16 protein-coding genes, 1 pseudogene and 1 riboswitch are annotated in these 16,121 nt (G+C 60.2%); of the genes and pseudogenes, 10 read left to right on the top strand and 7 right to left on the bottom strand.

The window, feature by feature from the left end; translation table 11 throughout:
- Positions 1–71: 71 nt before the first annotated feature.
- Positions 72–1,394 carry a glutamate--tRNA ligase gene (gene gltX, locus ACTG3X_RS00670; protein ID WP_439109292.1) on the top strand — a complete coding sequence of 441 codons (1,323 nt, stop codon included), beginning with the start codon at positions 72–74 and terminating at the stop codon, positions 1,392–1,394.
- Here gltX and ACTG3X_RS00675 read toward each other — a convergent pair.
- Positions 1,378–1,953, bottom strand: a complete 576-nt coding sequence (locus ACTG3X_RS00675; protein WP_439109293.1) for a gamma-glutamylcyclotransferase family protein — start codon at positions 1,951–1,953, stop codon at positions 1,378–1,380. The two genes, gltX and ACTG3X_RS00675, sit on opposite strands and share 17 nt — an antisense overlap.
- A gap of 93 nt (positions 1,954–2,046) precedes the next feature.
- Here ACTG3X_RS00675 and ACTG3X_RS00680 point away from each other — a divergent pair, with 93 nt between their 5' ends.
- The 4 genes from ACTG3X_RS00680 to gcvP all read left to right on the top strand — a co-directional run bounded on the left by ACTG3X_RS00680 (position 2,047) and on the right by gcvP (position 7,205).
- Positions 2,047–2,499: an RrF2 family transcriptional regulator gene (locus ACTG3X_RS00680; RefSeq protein WP_439109294.1), complete on the top strand. Its 453-nt coding sequence runs from the start codon at positions 2,047–2,049 to the stop codon at positions 2,497–2,499.
- A gap of 43 nt (positions 2,500–2,542) precedes the next feature.
- Positions 2,543–2,629, top strand: a riboswitch (glycine riboswitch).
- Between the two features lie 148 nt (positions 2,630–2,777).
- Positions 2,778–3,893, top strand: coding sequence for a glycine cleavage system aminomethyltransferase GcvT (gene gcvT, locus ACTG3X_RS00685; RefSeq protein ID WP_439109295.1), 1,116 nt, complete (start codon positions 2,778–2,780; stop codon positions 3,891–3,893).
- A 20-nt stretch (positions 3,894–3,913) separates the two neighbouring features.
- Complete coding sequence (gcvH, locus tag ACTG3X_RS00690) at positions 3,914–4,273, top strand: glycine cleavage system protein GcvH (RefSeq protein WP_439109296.1); 360 nt, start codon at positions 3,914–3,916, stop codon at positions 4,271–4,273.
- A gap of 82 nt (positions 4,274–4,355) precedes the next feature.
- The gene (gene gcvP, locus ACTG3X_RS00695; RefSeq protein WP_439109297.1) at positions 4,356–7,205 is read left to right on the top strand and encodes an aminomethyl-transferring glycine dehydrogenase; all 2,850 of its coding nucleotides are present in this window, start codon (positions 4,356–4,358) and stop codon (positions 7,203–7,205) included.
- Positions 7,206–7,259: 54 nt separating this feature from the next.
- On the opposite strand, the gene ACTG3X_RS00700 is transcribed toward gcvP, so the two are convergent.
- Both ACTG3X_RS00700 and ACTG3X_RS00705 read right to left on the bottom strand, forming a co-directional pair.
- Positions 7,260–9,773 (bottom strand): ABC transporter permease, encoded by a 2,514-nt coding sequence (locus ACTG3X_RS00700; RefSeq protein WP_439109298.1) that lies wholly within the window; start codon positions 9,771–9,773, stop codon positions 7,260–7,262.
- Positions 9,770–10,456 carry an ABC transporter ATP-binding protein gene (locus ACTG3X_RS00705; RefSeq protein ID WP_439109299.1) on the bottom strand — a complete coding sequence of 229 codons (687 nt, stop codon included), beginning with the start codon at positions 10,454–10,456 and terminating at the stop codon, positions 9,770–9,772. Before ACTG3X_RS00705 ends, ACTG3X_RS00700 begins: the two co-directional genes overlap by 4 nt.
- Here ACTG3X_RS00705 and ACTG3X_RS00710 point away from each other — a divergent pair.
- The gene (locus ACTG3X_RS00710) at positions 10,455–11,162 is read left to right on the top strand and encodes an arylesterase (protein WP_439109300.1); all 708 of its coding nucleotides are present in this window, start codon (positions 10,455–10,457) and stop codon (positions 11,160–11,162) included. The genes ACTG3X_RS00705 and ACTG3X_RS00710 overlap by 2 nt on opposite strands.
- A 12-nt stretch (positions 11,163–11,174) precedes the next feature.
- Here ACTG3X_RS00710 and ACTG3X_RS00715 read toward each other — a convergent pair whose 3' ends face one another.
- The gene (locus ACTG3X_RS00715) at positions 11,175–11,378 is read right to left on the bottom strand and encodes a hypothetical protein (protein ID WP_439109301.1); all 204 of its coding nucleotides are present in this window, start codon (positions 11,376–11,378) and stop codon (positions 11,175–11,177) included.
- 161 nt (positions 11,379–11,539) lie between these two features.
- Between ACTG3X_RS00715 and ACTG3X_RS00720 the strand changes: the two genes are divergently transcribed.
- The gene (locus tag ACTG3X_RS00720) at positions 11,540–11,950 is read left to right on the top strand and encodes an acyl-CoA thioesterase (RefSeq protein WP_439109302.1); all 411 of its coding nucleotides are present in this window, start codon (positions 11,540–11,542) and stop codon (positions 11,948–11,950) included.
- A 5-nt stretch (positions 11,951–11,955) separates the two neighbouring features.
- Here ACTG3X_RS00720 and ACTG3X_RS00725 read toward each other — a convergent pair whose 3' ends face one another.
- A complete protein-coding gene (locus ACTG3X_RS00725) occupies positions 11,956–12,303 on the bottom strand; it encodes a RidA family protein (protein ID WP_439109303.1) in 348 nt (115 codons plus the stop codon).
- A gap of 137 nt (positions 12,304–12,440) precedes the next feature.
- On the opposite strand from ACTG3X_RS00725, the gene ACTG3X_RS00730 reads away from it, so the two are divergent.
- A complete protein-coding gene (locus ACTG3X_RS00730; RefSeq protein WP_439109304.1) occupies positions 12,441–12,713 on the top strand; it encodes a hypothetical protein in 273 nt (90 codons plus the stop codon).
- Positions 12,714–12,771: 58 nt separating this feature from the next.
- On the opposite strand, the gene ACTG3X_RS00735 is transcribed toward ACTG3X_RS00730, so the two are convergent.
- Positions 12,772–12,978 carry a cold-shock protein gene (locus ACTG3X_RS00735; RefSeq protein WP_439109305.1) on the bottom strand — a complete coding sequence of 69 codons (207 nt, stop codon included), beginning with the start codon at positions 12,976–12,978 and terminating at the stop codon, positions 12,772–12,774.
- Positions 12,979–13,332: 354 nt separating this feature from the next.
- On the opposite strand from ACTG3X_RS00735, the gene ACTG3X_RS00740 reads away from it, so the two are divergent.
- Positions 13,333–13,752 (top strand): thioredoxin family protein, encoded by a 420-nt coding sequence (locus ACTG3X_RS00740; protein WP_439109306.1) that lies wholly within the window; start codon positions 13,333–13,335, stop codon positions 13,750–13,752.
- A gap of 354 nt (positions 13,753–14,106) precedes the next feature.
- Here ACTG3X_RS00740 and ettA read toward each other — a convergent pair whose 3' ends face one another.
- Positions 14,107–15,762 carry an energy-dependent translational throttle protein EttA gene (gene ettA, locus ACTG3X_RS00745; RefSeq protein ID WP_439109307.1) on the bottom strand — a complete coding sequence of 552 codons (1,656 nt, stop codon included), beginning with the start codon at positions 15,760–15,762 and terminating at the stop codon, positions 14,107–14,109.
- A gap of 167 nt (positions 15,763–15,929) precedes the next feature.
- Here ettA and ACTG3X_RS00750 point away from each other — a divergent pair.
- A pseudogene (locus tag ACTG3X_RS00750) lies at positions 15,930–16,121 on the top strand (nicotinic acid mononucleotide adenylyltransferase); the annotation flags it as partial.

A 16,121-nucleotide genomic window follows, 5' to 3' on the forward strand; every position in this document is an offset into this window, starting at 1 on the left:
ACCACGCTGGCGCATCTGGACATTGGCGCGCCGGTGTGTGACACCGCGCCAGCCCATTTCGGAGAGCTAAAATGACTGTGACACGTTTCGCCCCATCGCCCACGGGATATATCCACGTTGGCAACCTGCGCACCGCGCTGATGAACTTTCTCATCGCGCGCAAGGCGGGAGGCGAATTTATCCTCAGGATCGATGACACGGACCCCGAGCGCTCCAAAGAAGAGTATGTCGACGCGATCAAGGAAGATCTGGAGTGGCTCGGCCTGACGTGGGACCGTGTCGAGCGCCAGTCCCTGCGCCTTGAGCGCTATGAAGCTGCTGCCGAAGAGCTTCGCAAGATGGGCCGCTTTTATGAGGTGTTTGAAACGCCGACAGAGCTTGACCTGAAGCGCAAGAAACAGCTCAACATGGGCAACCCGCCTGTCTATGATCGTGCGGGCCTCAAGCTGAGCGATGCCGAAAAAGACGCGTTGCGCGCCGAGCGGGGCGGCTACTGGCGCTTTCTGCTTGATCAGGAGCGCATTGAATGGGCCGACGGAATTATCGGCGATATGTCGATTGACGCGGCCTCTGTGTCTGACCCGGTTTTGATCCGTGCGGACGGGCAGGTGCTCTATACACTTGCGAGTGTGGTTGATGACACCGAGATGGGCGTGACCCATGTTGTGCGCGGCGCTGACCATGTGACCAATACGGCGACGCAGATCCAGATCATCCAGGCTTTGGGTGGGACTGTGCCGAGCTTTGCGCACCATTCGTTGCTCACAGGCCCGCAAGGCGAGGCGCTGTCCAAGCGGCTCGGCACGCTGAGCTTGCGCGACTTGCGGGCGCAGGGCGTTGAGCCGATGGCGCTGTTGAGCCTTATGGCGCGCCTTGGCTCTTCAGAGCCGATGGAACTTCAGACCGAGATGGCGACGCTCATTGAGGGCTTTGACATCGGACAGTTTGGCACTGCGCCGACCAAGTTTGATGTGGCCGATCTGTTTCCGCTGACAGCAAAGTATCTGCACGCGCAGCCCTTGGACGCTGTGGCGGATGAAATCGCCGCGCTTGGTGTTCCTGCCGAGCAGGCGGACGCGTTCTGGAATGTGGTGCGTGAAAATATCGAAACGCGCGCAGACCTTGCGGGCTGGTGGACGCTTCTCAGCGAAGGGGCCGAGCCTGTGATTGACGCGGAAGACACTGCGTTTGTTGCCGAGGCTATGGCGCTGCTGCCCGAGGGCGAGCTGACCAGCGACAGCTGGGGCGCTTGGACGGCGGCTGTGAAAGAGGCGACAGGGCGCAAGGGGCGCGGTCTTTTCATGCCGCTGCGCAAGGCGCTGACAGGTATGAGCCACGGCCCGGACATGAGCGCGCTGCTGCCCCTCTTGCAGGTGATTAAAGCTCGCGGGTGAACGGCGTGACTGCGAGCCGCGCCAGCGCATCATCGACAAATGTCAGCTCGTCTGCTGTGAGGGTCTTGTGCCTTGGATACAGCGGCTTGGCGCGGTCGTTGAGCAGGGGCGCCTCCCAGCCTGACGTGGTTTCAAAAAAGCGCATGGCGCCGGCCTCGCCAAACTCTTTGAGATAACCCTGTATCACCACATCAAGGTAGCTCAGCAAGATCGGGTGATCGAGGCTGGGGTCAAAATGGTGGCCGCTCTCTATGGCGTAGATCGCGATAGAGGATGCGCTGTTGCCCAAACCGTGCGTGACCTGATGCGCAGCATCGACGCGCGCGTAGGCGTGCTCTCGTTCATCAAGGGCCGCCCAGTCATCATTGGGGACATGGGCGATCAGACCGTCAATTTCGCAGGAAGAATCGGGCACCGCCGTCAGGAATGAGACGGGCCGCAACCGCGTGCTGCGCCATGCGCGCCGCCAGCCTGTGGCCGAGGCGGTCTGGGCTTGTGAAAAATCATGTGTGCTGCGGTTTACGAGAGAGCCGTAGCCAAAGAAAAATGCTTGTTTCATGGGGAAGCGATGCTTGGCCTGTTGATTTATGTCAAATGGTTTTGGTGTTTGATGCTGTATATCAGATGCAGCTTAACCTTTGGAGGAGCCTTTATGCGCGTTACAAAACGGACCAATATTGCGATCCGAATCCTTATGTTTTGCGCTGTAAACCCTGGCCGGCTTGTCACGAAGGCTGAAATAGCCGGGCCGTGTAACTCGTCGGAAAACCATTTGGCCCAAGTGATCAACCGCCTTGGCCAGCATGGTTTTTTGCACACGCAACGCGGGCGCAATGGCGGCTTGCGGCTGGCGCGCGCGGCGAGTGACATCAACATCGGTGACGTTTTTCGCGAGTTCGAGAGCGAAGTGCCTTTGGCCGAGTGCTTTGCCGACACGAATAATTCGTGTCCCTTGAAAGACGCGTGCCGCCTGCGCATTGCCATTCAGGATGCGGCCGAAGCGTTTTATGCCCACCTTGACGGGGTGACGCTTGATGCGCTGGTTTGCGACAACGCCCCGCTTGAGGCGATCCTTGGAACCTTCCGCTGCGAGCACGTCGCCTAGATTTCCCGCTTGCGGGAACCGGGGCCGTATTCTATCGTATGCAAGCAACCCCACGGGAGAACTGGCGTGTGCCAGTGCCGAAGGAGCAACCGCCCCGGAAACTCTCAGGCCACAGGACCGCGGGATTGTTTTAAAATCTGGAGAGTGGCGCGAGAGCGCCCGCCGAAGGGATAGCGATCTCAGGCAAAAGGACAGAGGGGCATCAAATACACGCAGACCTTGCGTGTGGAATGATGCCCGCGAGCTGCAAAGTATCGATGGGTTTGAGGGGAGAACCTATGACCGATCTGCAGCGCACGCCGCTTTACGATATGCACCAAGACCTTGGCGCCAAGATGGTGCCATTTGCAGGGTATGAGATGCCTGTGCAGTACCCGCTTGGCGTGATGAAAGAGCATTTGCACTGCCGCGCTGAGGCAGGCCTGTTTGACGTGAGCCACATGGGGCAGGTCATTTTGCGGGGGGCGGGCGCGGCCAAAGGGCTTGAGGCGCTGATACCGCAGGATGTGATTGGCCTTGCCGAAGGGCGGCAGCGCTACGGGTTTTTCACCAACGACGCGGGCGGGATCGAAGACGACCTGATGTTTGCCAACCGTGGTGACCACCTTTTTCTCGTGGTCAATGCAGGCTGCAAAGAGGCTGATGTCGCGCGGCTGCGTGCGGCTTTGGAGCCTGATGTGACGGTGGAGTACATCGAGGAGCGCGCTTTGCTGGCTCTGCAGGGGCCAGCCGCCGAGGCCGCTCTTGCCGCTCTTGCACCAGAGGTGGCGGATATGAAATTTATGGATGTGGCCACTGTTTCGCTCAACGGGGCGGAGTGCTGGGTTTCGCGCTCGGGCTACACTGGCGAGGATGGCTACGAGATATCAGTGCCTGCGGCGTCTGCTGTGGCGCTGGCGCAAGCTTTGCTGGCAGATGAACGGGTTGAGCCCATTGGCCTTGGTGCGCGCGACAGCCTGCGCCTTGAGGCGGGGCTGTGCCTGTATGGCCATGACATCGACGCGACAACCAGCCCTGTGGACGCCTCGCTGACGTGGGGGATCCAGAAGCTGCGCCGCGCGGGCGGCGCGCGCGAAGGGGGCTTCCCCGGCGCATCCGTTATTCTGGGCCAGCTGGCCGCAGGGGCGCGCAAAAAACGCGTAGGCCTTCTGCCCGAGGGCCGTGCGCCCATGCGGGAGGGTACGGTTATTTTTGCCAGCGCCGAGGGCGGTGAGCCGATTGGTCATGTGACCTCGGGCGCCTTTGGCCCCAGCCTGCAAAGCCCTATGGCCATGGGCTATGTGCCCAGCGACATGAGCGCTGTGGGCACCCAGCTCTTTGGCGAGGTGCGCGGCAAGAGACTGCCCGTGCAAGTCGCCAAGCTTCCCTTTATGCCTGCTAATTTCAAACGCTAAGACCCTCAAGGAGACGAAATATGAAATTTACTGAAGAACACGAATGGCTGCGCGAAGAAGACGGGCTGATTGTTGTGGGCATCACCGAGCATGCCAGTGAGCAATTGGGCGACGTTGTTTTTGTGGATCTGCCCGAAGAGGGCACAGAAGTGACCAAAGACGAAGAAATCTGTGTGATTGAAAGCGTCAAGGCGGCCTCTGACATTCTGGCGCCGCTTGATGGCGAGATTGTCGAAGTGAACTCTATGCTTGTTGATGAGCCAAGCAAGGTGAATGACGATCCGCTTGGAGACGCCTGGTTCTTCAAGATGAAACCATCAGACCTGAGCCCGATGGACGACTACATGGATGAAGCCGCTTACAAGAAATTTGTTGGCTAAGCCTGATCGCGCCGCGGCCTGTCTGCGGCGCAAACACCTGTCTCAATAAGCACGGCGCAGTGCCCGCGCCAAGGAGGATGTTATGCCATTCACACCGACTGAGTATCTGCCGTATGATTTTGCCAACCGTCGCCATATCGGCCCAAGCCCCGCGGAAATGCAGGAGATGTTTCAGGTGTTGGATGTTGCCAACCTTGAGGAGCTGATCGACCAGACCATTCCCAAGAGCATCCGCCAAGCTGCCCCGCTCGACTTTGGCAAGCCGCTGTCCGAGCGTGAGCTTTTGCACCAGATGCGCCTGACCGCAGGCAAGAACAAAGTGCTCCAGTCGTTGATTGGCATGGGCTATCACGACACGGTCACGCCTCCTGCGATCCAGCGTAATATTCTGGAAAACCCTGCTTGGTACACGGCCTATACGCCCTATCAACCAGAGATCAGCCAAGGCCGCCTTGAGGCGCTCTTGAACTTCCAGACCATGATCACAGACCTGACAGGTCTGGATGTGGCCAATGCCTCGCTTCTGGATGAGGCCACGGCCTGCGCCGAGGCCATGACGGTGGCGCTGCGCGTGAGCAAGTCAAAGGCCAAAGCCTTCTTTGTTGACCGCGACTGCCACCCCCAGAACATTGCTGTGGTCAAGACACGCGCCGAGCCGCTGGGCATCGAAGTGATCGTTGGCAACCCTGACAAGATGGATGCAAGTGCTGTCTTTGGAGCGCTGTTCCAGTACCCTGGAACATACGGCCACGTACGGGACTTTACCGACCACATCACCGAGCTTCATGCCCATAAGGCGATTGGAATTGTGGCCGCTGACCCACTGTCATTGACGCTGTTGAAAGAGCCAGGCGCGATGGGGGCTGACATCGCTGTTGGCAACACGCAGCGCTTTGGGGTGCCGCTGGGCTATGGCGGGCCGCACGCGGCCTATATGGCGTGTAAAGATGCTTACAAACGTTCGCTGCCCGGACGTATTGTGGGGGTGTCTGTCGACAGCCACGGCAACCGCGCCTACCGCCTCAGCTTGCAAACGCGTGAGCAGCACATCCGCCGCGAGAAGGCGACCTCCAATGTCTGTACGGCACAGGCTTTGCTGGCCGTGATGGCCTCGATGTATGCGGTCTTCCATGGCCCGGAGGGGCTGAAAGCGATTGCGCAGCGCATTCACCGCAAGACAGTGCGTTTGGCCAAAGGGCTTGAAGCCGCTGGCTTCAAGGTTGATCCACAGAGTTTCTTTGACACGATCACCGTTGATGTCGGCCCGCTTCAGGCAGCTGTGATGAAATCAGCGCTTGATGAGGGTGTGAACCTGCGCGCCGTAGGCGAAACTCGCGTTGGCATTGCGCTGGATGAGGCCACGCGCCCTGAGACTGTCGAAGCTGTCTGGCGCGCCTTTGGCATTGAGCGCCGTGATGACGACTTCGCGCCCGAGTACCGTGTGCCAGAAAACCTGCACCGCGAGAGCACTTATTTGCAGCACCCGATCTTTCACATGAACCGCGCCGAGACCGAAATGATGCGCTACATGCGCCGTCTCTCTGATCGTGATCTTGCGCTTGATCGTGCCATGATCCCGCTTGGGTCGTGCACGATGAAGCTAAATTCGGCGGCAGAAATGATGCCGGTGAGCTGGCGTGAGTTCTCCTCGATCCATCCGTTCGTGCCGCAAGATCAGGCGCTTGGGTACAAAGAGATGATTGATGATCTCACCGCCAAGCTTTGTGACATCACGGGCTATGACGGCATGTCGATGCAGCCCAACTCTGGCGCGCAAGGCGAATATGCGGGGCTTCTGACGATCAAGCAGTACCACGAGGCCGAGGGCCAAGGGCACCGCGATGTCTGCCTCATTCCGATGTCAGCCCATGGCACCAACCCTGCCAGCGCGCAGATGGTGGGCTGGAAAGTTGTTGTGATCAAATCGGCTGAAAATGGCGATATTGATCTGGATGATTTCCGCGCCAAGGCCGCCGAGCACAAAGACAATCTTGCAGGCTGCATGATCACCTATCCGTCTACGCATGGTGTGTTTGAAGAGACGGTCAAGGAAGTCTGCGACATCACACATGCCCATGGCGGGCAGGTCTATATTGACGGGGCCAACCTCAACGCAATGGTCGGGCTGTCCAAGCCCGGTGACTTAGGTGGGGATGTGAGCCACCTGAACCTGCACAAGACCTTCTGCATCCCGCATGGGGGCGGTGGCCCCGGTATGGGGCCGATCGGGGTGAAGGCGCATCTGGTCCAGCATCTGCCGGGGCATTTGCAAACAGGCGGCACGGCTGGCCCTGTGAGTGGCGCGCCTTATGGCTCGCCCTCGATCCTGCCGATCTCTTGGGCCTATGTGCTCATGATGGGCGGGGAAGGCCTGACGCAGGCAACACGGGTTGCGATCCTCAATGCCAACTACATTGCCAAGCGGCTCGAAGGCGCGTTTGACGTGCTCTACAAAGGCCGTGGCGGACGTGTGGCGCATGAGTGTATCATTGATACGCGCCCCTATGCCGAGAGCGCGGGTGTGACTGTTGACGACATTGCCAAGCGGCTGATCGACAACGGCTTTCACGCGCCCACCATGTCCTGGCCTGTTGCGGGGACACTGATGATCGAGCCAACAGAGTCCGAGAATAAGGCCGAGCTTGACCGCTTCTGTGATGCGATGTTGTCCATCCGCGAAGAGATCCGCGAGATCGAGGAGGGCAAGATCGATGCGGCCAACAACCCGCTGAAGAACGCGCCGCACACCATGGAAGACCTCGTGCGCGACTGGGACCGCCCGTATAGCCGCGAGCAGGCTTGCTTCCCGAAAGGGGCGTTCCGTGTCGATAAATACTGGCCACCGGTGAACCGCGTGGACAACGCCTACGGCGACCGCCATCTGGTGTGCACATGCCCGCCTCTGGAAGACTACGCAGAAGCTGCCGAGTAAGCCTGACGGCAAGAACAGGACACGCCCCCGTCGCAGGACGGGGGCGTTTTGCGTTTAGCCTGCGCTGCGCAGGATTTGCGCAGGCTTGGCTTGCAGTGCGCGCAAGGAGAAGCCGATGTTGGCGATCAGGTTTGCCAGCACACCGCAGGCAAGGATCAGCAGGGCCGAGGGCCAGATCACGACGAAGTCGGATTCAAACACAAAGTGGTTGACCGCCCACGCCGCAGTGAGACCCGCGACCAAGGCAACAAGCGCCGCAGCTGCGCCCAAAAGGCCCGCGCGCAACAGGAACGAGCGCAGGATCTGACCGCGTGTTGCGCCCAGTGTTTTCAGGATTGCGGCTTCGCGTTGGCGGGCCGGTGCGCCTGTGCCCGCCGCCCCGATGAGCACAACAAAGCCCGAGAGGATCGCGGCAGCGGCCCCCCATCGGGTCGCGCCTGCCAAAGTGCCCAGCACTTCGGAGACCCGCGCAATCGCGTCGCCGACAGCGACGGCCGTCACATTGGGATAGGCCTTTGACATATCGCGCAAAATAGCGCCCTCAGACTGAGGGTCTGCATAGACAGTGGCGATAAAACTGTGTGGCGCACCCGCAACCGCACCCGGATTGACCGCCATAACAAAGCCGATGCCTGCGGTAGAGAAATCAACTTCGCGCAGGCTGGTGATGGGGGCCTCAATGGGGCGGCCCAGAATGTTGAGCGTGAGCACATCGCCAAGCTTGAGGCCGATCTCTTCTGCCTCCTCAGCTGCAAAGCTGATCTGGGGTGGCCCGTTTGCCCCGAGCGGCCAATGCTCGCCCTCAACAATGCTCCAGTTCTCTGGCAGCGCGTCATAATAGGTGATGCCACGATCCCCTTCGATCACCCAGTGGCCAGGAGCGACTTCGCTGGCGGGGCGTCCGTTGATCTTTGAGAGAATGCCGCGCAGCATGGGCGCTGTTTCAATGCGGCTCACGCTGGGGTTTTCCTCAAGGGTGGCCTCGAAGGGGCCGATCTGATCTTTCTGGATGTCGATAAAGAAATAGGATGGCGCGATTGTGGGCAGGTCGGCTGTGATGGCGCGGCGCAAGTTGCCATCAACCTGACCAACGGTCGACAGAACGGCAAGGCCGAGGCCGAGCGAGAGCACAGTGGTCAGCGCATCAGAGCGCCCGCCGCCAATGGACGCCAAGGCGAGGCGGCGCATGGGGTGGGTGGCGCGCGCCCGCAGCCGGCGGGCCAATGCGCGCAAGCCCTGGGCTGCAAGGGCCAGAACAGCCAGTGCAAGCGCCAAAGCAAGGCTTGTGTAAAGCGTGAGCGTGGCGCTGCCAGAGAACCAGACGGCAGCTCCGATAAGTGCGGCACTGAGTGCTGCAATAAGCGCCAGATAGGGCCAGCGTGGCAAGCCGCCTGAGCCTGTTTCACTGTCGCGAAACAGGGTTGCTGCGCGCACAGTCTCGCTGCGGGCGAGGGGCCAGATTGTGAAGATCGCGGCGGTCAGGAGGCCGTAGATAGCGGCCTCAAAGAGTGGCGCGGGGTAGAGCGCAAATGAGGCCGGGACAGGCAGCAGGCTGCCCAGCCACGGGCCAAGCAAAAGTGGGCCACCGCCCCCTATAATGAGGCCCAGTGCAATCCCAACAAACGCCATGACAGCAATCTGGACGCCGTAGCTTGTGAGGATGGTGGCGCGGGAGGCGCCGATGCTGCGCAAGGTGGCTATGACGCGGGTTTTGCGCGACAGATAGGCCCCCACAGCGATAGAGACACCGATGCCGCCCATGGCGAGGCCCGAGAAGCCGACAAGCACCAGAAAGGCCCCGAGGCGGGCAATGAATTCAGAGGCTTGCGGTGCGGCGTTGCGCGCATCTGTCCAGCGGATGCCGCTGTCAGGCAAGGCTGTGCGCAAGGAGGTTTCCAGCGCGTCAAGGTCTGTGCCCTGGGCCAGATCAAGCCTGTAGGAGCTATCAAACAAGGTGCCCGAAGAGAGCAGGCCCGAGCCTGCCAGCGCACTCCGGTAAAGCAAGGTGCGCGGTCCGAGCGAGAAGCCACTGGCGACACTGTCAGGCTCGCGCACAAGGGCGGCACGCAGGGTGAGGCTGGCTTCACCCAAAGCGAATGTTTGGCCGACGTCAAGCCCGAGGCGCGCCATGAGGGCCGGGTCCATCACAGCGCCATAGCTGCCGTTTTGTTCCTTCAGGGCCTCGGCCAGGGGCATATCAGGCTCAAGGACAACTGCGCCTGTGAGCGGATAAGCGGTATCAACCGCCTTGACCTGCGTCAGCACACGGGCGTCGCCAACTGCGGCCAGCGAGCGGAAGTCGGCAATCTCTGAAACCGCCAGTGCGTTGGTTTCAAACACCGTGCGCTCTTCGGGCGTGGCGAAGCGGTAGGTGAGAGACACCTGTGCGTCGCCCCCCAAAAGCACGGCGCCATTGTCAGACAGGCCGCGCTCAAGCGCTGTACGGATCGTGCCGATGGCGGCGATGGCGGCAACACCAAGCGCAAGGCAAATGAGAAAAACATAGAAGCCGCGCGCGCCGCCGCGCAGCTCGGCGGAGGCGAGGCGAAGAGAGGTGCGCAGGCTCATGTGGCGGTTGCCTCGTTGAGAAGTTGCCCACCTGTAAGGCGGATGACACGGCCACAGCGCTGCGCGAGCGCATCATCGTGGGTGACGAGCACAAGGGTCGTGCCAGAGGCGCGGCACAGATCAAAGATCAGGTCTGACACAGATGCGCCTGTCGCGCTGTCAAGGTTGCCTGTCGGTTCGTCGGCCAGCAGGAGCTTGGGCTTGGGGGCGAGCGCGCGGGCGAGGGCGACGCGCTGCTGCTCGCCGCCCGAGAGCTGCGCGGGGAAGTGCCCCGCGCGCGCAGCGAGGCCCACGGCAGCAAGGCCCGCCTCGGCTTGGGCGCGGGCCTCTGTGATGCCAGCAAGCTCAAGTGGCAGCGCCACATTTTCAAGCGCGGTCAATGTCGGAATAAGGTGGAAAGACTGAAAGACAATACCCATATGCTCTAGACGGAACTTTGCGAGCGCGTCTTCGCTCAAGGTGCCCAGATCTTGGCCAAGGGCTTCAACCTGACCGCTCGTGGCGCGCTCAAGCCCGCCCATGAGCATGAGGAGCGAGGACTTGCCCGAGCCTGACGGACCCGTGAGCGCAAGCGTTTCTGCGGGGTTTACGGCGAGGCTGATGCCTTGCAAGATGGTCACGAAACCTGCGTTGCCTGAGAGTGAGAGGCCAGCGTTTGAAAGCTTGAGAATGGGAGACGTCATGAAAATTAGCCTGTTGGGATTGCTGCATAGTTCATATGGGGCCGTTGGGGCTATGCGCAAGGCGGCAGCGTCCTTTGTGGTGGCGCTTGCGCTGATATGTCTTGGCTTTGGCACAGCCGCCACAGCCGAGCCGCTGCGCATCCTGGCGTTCGGGGACAGCCTCACGCAGGGCTACGGCCTGATGGAGCAAGACGGGCTTGTGCCGCAGTTGCAGGGCTGGATGAACGCGCGGGGCGAAGAGGTCGTTATCGTGAATGCGGGCGTGTCGGGTGACACAACTGCGGGCGGGGCCGCGCGGATCGGCTGGAGCTTGAGCCCTGATATCAAAGCTGTGATGGTGGCTCTGGGGGGCAACGATATGTTGCGCGGGCTTGCGCCAGAGGAGGCTAAGGCCAATTTGGCAAAGGTGATTGAGGCAGCCCAAGGTGCGGGTGTGCCTGTGCTGTTGGTGGGGATGCAAGCACCGGGCAACTACGGTGCGGCGTACCAGCAGGCTTTTGAAGGGCTATACGGCGAGCTGGCTGAGGCTTACGGAACGCTGTATGAGCCGCGCTTTTTGGGCGCTTTGGGCGAGAGCCTGACAGAGGCGCTGCCATGGATGCAGAGCGATGGTGTGCATCCCAATGAAGCGGGCGTTGCCAAGATTGTTGAGGTTCTTGCGCCACGTCTTGTGGAGCTGGCAGAGCTTGCCCGCAAGGACGGCTGATGGCGAGAGCGCTTAACGCGCAGCCAGCTCTTCGCGTGTGGCTGCATTAAAGGCCAGTTTGCCCGCTGTCAGCGCGACTGTGATCAGCGCGGGCAGGATAGAGACAAGAACGTAGAGCCCGAAGGCTGCAAGCAGGCCAAGGCCAAGCGCAAAATATGATACCAGCGCGGCACCCATGCCGAGAAAACTTCCCAATATCATTGTCATGATCAACATCGTCTGAACCTTGTTATGTCTCTGATACACGTATTGCGCTGCAAAGAGGCGAGAATGTGGCGCGACTTTGGAATTGGAAAGGCGCGACAGGAGTGACGCTATTTTACAAAGCTTACCAAACCATTAAAGATACGCCCAAACCCAATCGAAAGGCCTGAGGAATGACTAAAATTGAGCCTAAAGGCGAGATGACACTGCGCACGCTTGCGCTGCCTGCGGATGTGAATGTGAACGGGGATATCTTTGGGGGCTGGGTGCTGGCTCAGATGGATATTGCCAGTGGCATTGTGGCCGCCGAGCGCGCAGATGGGCGTGTGACGACCGTGGCTGTGGATGCGATGAAGTTTATCCGCCCTGTGCAGGTGGGAGACGTGCTCTGTGTCTATGCCTGGGTAGAGCGCGTTGGCACCACGTCAATGGCGATCGGGCTGGAAGCCTGGGCGCGCCGCCGCCATACAGGCGAGCGCGAGAAAGTGACCGAGGGGCTCTTTACCTACGTTGCGATTGACGACGCAGGTCGCCCCCGGCCCGTGCCTGAAAAGAGCAGGGCCAAGGGCAGTGATGTGGGCTAAGCGCCTTATTTTACTGCGGTGATCAGGAATTCGACCTTATAGTCGGGCGTGGCCAGCTTGGCCTCGCCGCAGGCGCGTGCGGGCGTGTGGCCTTGCGGAACCCATGCATCCCAGACGGCGTTCATCGCCGCGAAATCTGCCATGTCGGCGAGCCAGATCGTGCATTGCAACATCTTGGTTTTGTCCGAGCCGACTTCAGCCAGAAGCGCATCAATTTTATCAAGGCAATCTTGGGTTTGCTGGGCCACATCGGCCTCGGGGCTGCCGACTTGGCCTGCCAGGTAGATCATGTCGCCATAGGTGACGATCTGGCTCATGCGGGCGTTGGTGTGGTGACGGGTGATCTCGGCCATGGGGCGCTCCTTTGTGTGTTATTGCGCGACACTAGGTGAGCCACTTGAGGATGGGAAGAGGGGATGGGCTTTCCCCTCTACATTGCGATTTTAAGGCTTTAGGCTGGAGGCGTAATTGTATCAGTACTGGGGATAACATGTTTGCATTTTTGAAGAATATCGCAAGTAAAGCAGGGGCAAAGCCTGAAACTCAGCGCCAGACGGTTGAGCGCGCTTTGGCTGAGATCAACGCGATTGTGGGCACGCTTGAGGCAAAGCCCAAGCTTGTGTTTGATGCGGAAGCGGGGGTTTTGGAGCTGGAGCTGCCGGCGCAGATGCCTGACGAGACATTGGCCTTGCCTGCGCCTGAGGACGTTGCGGAGCCCGAAGCAGACACCGCGCCTGAGGCGGAGACGGCCGAAAAACCCTAGGCCCAACGAAAAAGGCGCACCCCGAGGGATGCGCCTTTTCTTGTTCTAAAAGAACGGCTTACGCCAGTTCGATGTTCGACGCTGCTTCGCGGCCGTCACGGCCTGCTTCGATGTCGAATGTAACTTTTTGGTTGTCGGCGAGACCTGTGAGGCCTGCGCGCTCAACGGCTGAGATGTGTACGAACACGTCTTTTGAGCCGCCATCAGGAGCGATAAAGCCGAAGCCTTTTGTTGAGTTGAACCATTTTACTGTGCCAGTAGCCATCAGTGTTTTCCTTAAGTAATGTTGCCCGCGAAAGTGCAGCAACCCGGCTTATTCACGTCGTCGTCGTCTAGAACTGTGAGCCGGTGGTCGGAAAACAGGGGTCGAGTAGAAGATCGTAGCAAGACCCATATGGCAGTGATCGCGTTTCATTACAAGGGGAGTCGCGCACGGTGGGGTTAACAGGCAAAAGACTGCTCAAAACAGGGGGGTGATACCTGTGCACCACCCGTGCACCGGGCGTGCACCGCCTATTTGTTAATTTTTGTTAAGGAAATCGGGTTAAGGCAGCGCGCGGTGCTCTTGTCTGTGCGGGTGGCTGACGTATATTGAACTTGGAATGTGATGGAGGCCGAAATGGCAGCAAAGAAACTGACGTGCCTTGAGTGTGCTCAAGTCAACCGTGTGCCCGAAGAGAAGCTTGCAGCGGCCAAATGCGGCACCTGCGGCGCGAAGCTCGTCTCGACCAAGGCGATTGAGGTGGACTTTGCCACGCTGCAAAAAGCGGCGCGCAACGACGAGCTGCCGCTTGTGGTGGACTTCTGGGCGCCGTGGTGCGGGCCCTGCAAGATGATGGGGCCAGAGTTTGCCAGAGCTGCTGGCACGCTCTCGGGCAAAGCGCGGCTTGTGAAGCTGAACACCGAAGAGCACCAGAAGGCGGGGCAGGTCTATGGCATCCGCGGCATCCCGACGATGGTGCGCTTTGAGGGCGGCAAGGAAAAGAAGCGGCAAAGCGGCGCGATGCGGGCGGCGGATATTGTGAGCTGGGTTGGGTGAGGCGTAGGGGGATGGTGGGTTAGCACCCACCCTACGGGTTGGTAAGGGCGCGTGCGCAGCACGGGCCGCGCCCGACCCTCCCCACGGGAGGGCGCTTTGGCGGTGTTGTTCAGTCACAGTGCCGCGTGGAGGCTTTACGGTGTTATGCTTTGAATGAGCGTAGAAAGCGCCCGCCCAGGGTCGATCGCGGCCCTTTGGCAGAGCTGTGTGCGAGGTTGAAAGGGTTTGCGGATTTGGCAGGGATAAAGTGCGAGCCGACAGAGGTTGGAGCGCTGCGCCGCGGCCCAGCGATGTGTGGGCCGCGTTTTTTATCCTCAGAGGGTGCGAGGCAAAGCAGCTGGGCTGCTTTGCACGTTAGCGTGAGAACTTCTTATGCTTCAAGCGCTTAGGCTCCATCGCATCGGCACCAAGGCGGCGCTTTTTGTCTTCTTCGTAGTCCTCGAAGTTGCCTTCGAACCATTCCACATGGGCTTCGCCCTCAAAGGCGAGCATGTGGGTACAGATACGGTCAAGGAAGAAGCGGTCGTGGGAGATGACCACGGCGCAGCCTGCAAATTCGGTGAGGGCGTCTTCGAGCGCGCGGAGCGTTTCGACGTCAAGGTCGTTGGTCGGCTCATCGAGCAGCAGCACGTTGCCGCCTTCTTTGAGAAGCCGTGCCATGTGGACGCGGTTGCGCTCACCGCCTGACAGCAGGCTGAGTTTCTTCTGCTGGTCGCCGCCTTTGAAGTTGAACGCCGAGCAATAGGCGCGGGAGTTCACTTCGGCATCGCCCAGCTGGATGATGTCGTTGCCGCCAGAGATGGCCTGCCAGACGGTGTCATCTGCGTTGAGGTCATCGCGCGACTGATCCACGTAGCTGAGCTGCACCGTGTCGCCATATTCGACGGTGCCTTCGTCTGGCTTTTCCTGCCCTGTGAGCATTTTGAAGAGCGTGGATTTACCTGCGCCGTTGGGGCCGATGACCCCGACAATGCCGCCGGGGGGCAGGGCAAAGGAGAGGTCTTCGACCAAGAGCTTGTCGCCCATCGCCTTTTTGAGGCCTTCCACTTCGATGACCTTGTCGCCGAGGCGCGGGCCATTGGGGATGATGATCTGGGCGCGGCCGAGCTTCTCGCGCTCGGACTGGTTGGCCAGCTCGTTGTAGGAGTTGATCCGCGCTTTTTGCTTGGCCTGGCGGGCTTTCTGGCCCTGACGCATCCACTCGAGTTCGCGCTCAAGTGTCTTTTGCTTGGATTTGTCTTCCTTGGCTTCCTGCGCAAGGCGCTTTGCCTTTTGCTCGAGCCAAGCGGAGTAGTTGCCCTCGTAGGGGATGCCTTTGCCACGGTCGAGCTCGAGAATCCAGCTTGTGATGTCATCTAGGAAATAGCGGTCGTGGGTGACGCAGAGGATGGTGCCTGCGTAGTCGATCAGGTGCTGTTGCAGCCACGCGATGGTTTCGGCGTCAAGGTGGTTGGTCGGTTCATCGAGCAGGAGCATATCGGGCGCTTCAAGCAGGAGCTTGCAGAGCGCCACGCGGCGCGCTTCACCGCCCGAGAGCGAGGCCACATCGGCGTCATCGGGCGGGCAGCGCAGGGCTTCCATGGCCACGTCGATCTGGCTGTCCAGATCCCAGAGGTTCTCGGCATCGATCTGGTCTTGCAGCGCGGCCATCTCGTCGGCGGTCTCGTCGGAGTAGTTCATCGCCAGTTCGTTGTAGCGCTCAAGCTTGGCTTGCTTTGCTGCCACGCCGAGCATCACGTTGCCGCGCACATCAAGGCTTGCGTCAAGCTTGGGCTCCTGTGGCAGGTAGCCCACACGCGCGCCCTCGGCTTGCCAGGCTTCGCCTGTGAAGTCGGTATCAAGGCCCGCCATGATCTTCATCAGGGTTGATTTACCCGAGCCGTTGACGCCGACCACACCGATTTTGACACCCGGCAGGAAGCTCAGGTGGATGTTTTCAAAGCATTTCTTGCCGCCGGGGTAGGCTTTGGAGACACCTTGCATGTGATAGACATATTGATACGCGGCCATGGGAAACCTCATGTGGTCTGTGTGAATGTGTTGGCAGGGGTGATAGCCTTTGGCGGGCGTGGGGGCAATGCGGTATCTGCTGCGTTTTTTGCGCCTGTGGGATGGATATTTAAGGCAAAAAGAAAGGGTGCGTTGACTTATGTCTGGGCGCTGGCGAGAACGGGCGCATGAGACAGGGTTTGCCATATGTGCCCGAGGGCCGCGTGATCGGATTGCTTGGCGGGTCGTTTGACCCGGCGCATGAGGGGCATGTGCACATCACGCGCGAGGCGCTCAAGCGCTTCGGGCTTGATGAGGTCTGGTGGCTGGTCAGCCCGGGCAACCCGCTCAAGGCGCAGGGGCCGCAGCCTTTGGCGGCG

Origin of the sequence: Lentibacter sp. (genome assembly GCF_965658795.1) — a bacterium.
In the GTDB taxonomy this organism is placed as follows: Bacteria; Pseudomonadota; Alphaproteobacteria; order Rhodobacterales; family Rhodobacteraceae; genus Lentibacter.